General features: G+C 65.5%; 2 protein-coding genes. Both read left to right on the plus strand.

The window, feature by feature from the left end:
* Nucleotides 1-115 precede the first annotated feature (115 nt).
* A complete protein-coding gene (locus MLGJGCBP_RS18895) occupies nucleotides 116-1,069 on the plus strand; it encodes a hypothetical protein (RefSeq protein ID WP_012686798.1) in 954 nt (317 codons plus the stop codon).
* 357 nt (nucleotides 1,070-1,426) lie between these two features.
* Nucleotides 1,427-1,918, plus strand: coding sequence for a helicase associated domain-containing protein (locus MLGJGCBP_RS18900; RefSeq protein ID WP_080512611.1), 492 nt, complete (start codon nucleotides 1,427-1,429; stop codon nucleotides 1,916-1,918).
* Nucleotides 1,919-2,136: the final 218 nt, after the last annotated feature.

Genomic DNA, 2,136 nt, shown 5'->3' on the forward strand with positions numbered 1-2,136 from the left:
AGCCTGCCGACGAACGGCGACACCTGCGTCTGCAAATTCCGTGACGCCATCGTCTGCATTCTCAGCGACGGCCAACAACCGGCCGAAGCGGTCATCCCCGCTACCCTTTTCGGGTATGGGGATCACCTTCCACGGGCCGAGTCCGTGGCCGCACATCACCCGCGCCATCCGCACGCGCGGACCTCGGCATGGCGCGATCGCCTACCTCGGAGAGGACGCGCCCACTCTGCTGCCGCTGCGTGCCGGGGACGTCCTCGTCGTCAACGCCTCGAGGGCCGCGGTGCGCGCACACGCGACCTCCCCGGCCGCGCTCGCGCACTACGTGGACGCCGGGGTGCGGGTGCTGTCGTCACCGAATCTGCACGCCAATGTGATTGTCACCGATCGGCGGGCGGTCATCGGTTCCGCCAACGCCTCCCACAGCTCCACCATCGCCGATGAGGCCGTGGTCATCACCGAGGACCCCGACATTGTCGCCGCCGTGCGGAAGTTCATCGACGGTATCGAGGAGATCACCGAGGTCGACCAGGTGTTTCTCGACAACGCCACCGCTATCTGGCAGATCGGCCGCGCCGTCCCCCTGCCCGGGATCGGCGGCCGCAACCGTGCCGAACCCGACTTCCTCCCCACCCCGGTAACCCGGATGTTCCTGTGGCACATCACCGACTACCAACCCGGCGCCGCGGAGGAACACGAGCGGGCGGCCCACACCAGCCGCCACCGTACGTCTGCGGGGCCGGCGGCGACGTACCAGCTCGAATGGTTCCGCATCGACACCCCCGGCGGCCGCGGGCAGCTCCAGCGCGGTGACGTCCTGCTCCAGGTCACCGCCGACAACGAATGGCTCTACCCGCCCGCGGTCGTGGACTCCGATCCGATCGCGATCCCGCACACCCGCCGAGCGGTGGCGTACCAACTGCGCACCCGAATTGACCTGGAGCCGATCGCGGTGACCGACGCAGAAGTATGGCTTGCCGACGTCGGGCACCCTAATCCCCGGCTGCGCACCGACCACCGCATCGTCTCAGCCAGCCTGCGAGCCGCGGTGCTCCGACTCTGGAACCTCTGAACCGAGAACCGATCCGGACGTTTCCAGGCTTGACCTGTGAATACGCCATGTCCATGAGGGTGACGGCGTACCGACATCGCCGTGGCACAGGCTGGAGTGATCAGGCCAGCGCTAGGACGCGGGAGCGCGCTTTCCTCCACCGGGGGACGGGCCCAGGCCCTCGGCGTGCCGGTGCGCGAGCGCGAAAGGTCTCTTCACGCTGGTGATCAGACTTGTGAGTTCCACCGGCTCTCGCACCTGCCAAGTTGCAACCCAACACGTGTCGACTTCCGTGACAGATCGTCAAATAGGTTGACATACTTGGGGTAATGACTATCCGGGCAACGCTTGACGGCTTTCACAAAGGATGTGATTTCGATGCGGGCAAACCGGTCCTCAGCCTCACCTCTGCAGCTCTACGCTGCGTTTCGCCGCCATCACCCCCGAATCGTGGTGCCCGTCGACTATGTCACCGAATGCGGTTTTCGACTGGGACTTTGGCAGGACCGCCAGCGGGTTGCCCGTATGCTCGGCACCCTTCCGCCCCAACGCATTGCGCAACTCGATGCGATCGGGTTCGTGTGGAGTGATGACGATCTTCCACTTCCTGCCGTGTCACCGGCCGACGGCAAGCGGCGACGGATGCTTTCCGAAATTGCCGCCTACCGCGAAGAGCACGGCGACGCACTCGTTCCCGCGAACTATGTCACTGCCGACGGTGAACAGGTAGGCCAGTGGCTCTACCAGGCGGTGAAGAAGTGGCGAGCCAACGCATTGCCCGACGACGAGAGGCGTCCACTTGCGGCCCTCGGGGTCTCCCCCGGACCACGCCCACGGGGGCCGCGAATGTCAGCACAGCCTGTGGGATAAACATCCCACCCTCTTGTCTATGGAGGCAATGGGCGCGCTCGCCCCTCTATCCGGCGGACAGCGGTAGTTGACCCGCTGGGTGGGCAGACCGCTGTCCCCGGCCTGCCACGCCCACGGCGAGGTGAGGAGCACGGTGTCGATCTAGGGTGTGTCTCCCAATGATTTGTGGTGTTGTGCTGCAGACTCTTCGGTGTGGCAGACGTTGTTGATCGGTTTGA

The sequence above is a fragment of the Rhodococcus sp. T7 genome (assembly GCF_009872365.1).
Lineage (GTDB): Bacteria > Actinomycetota > Actinomycetes > Mycobacteriales > Mycobacteriaceae > Rhodococcus_F.

Excerpts from the sequence above, each read along its gene's own strand:
- MLGJGCBP_RS18895 (WP_012686798.1), top strand. The coding sequence starts at position 116 with ATGGGGATCACCTTCCACGGGCCGAGTCCGTGGCCGCACATCACCCGC.
- MLGJGCBP_RS18900 (WP_080512611.1), top strand. The coding sequence starts at position 1,427 with ATGCGGGCAAACCGGTCCTCAGCCTCACCTCTGCAGCTCTACGCTGCG.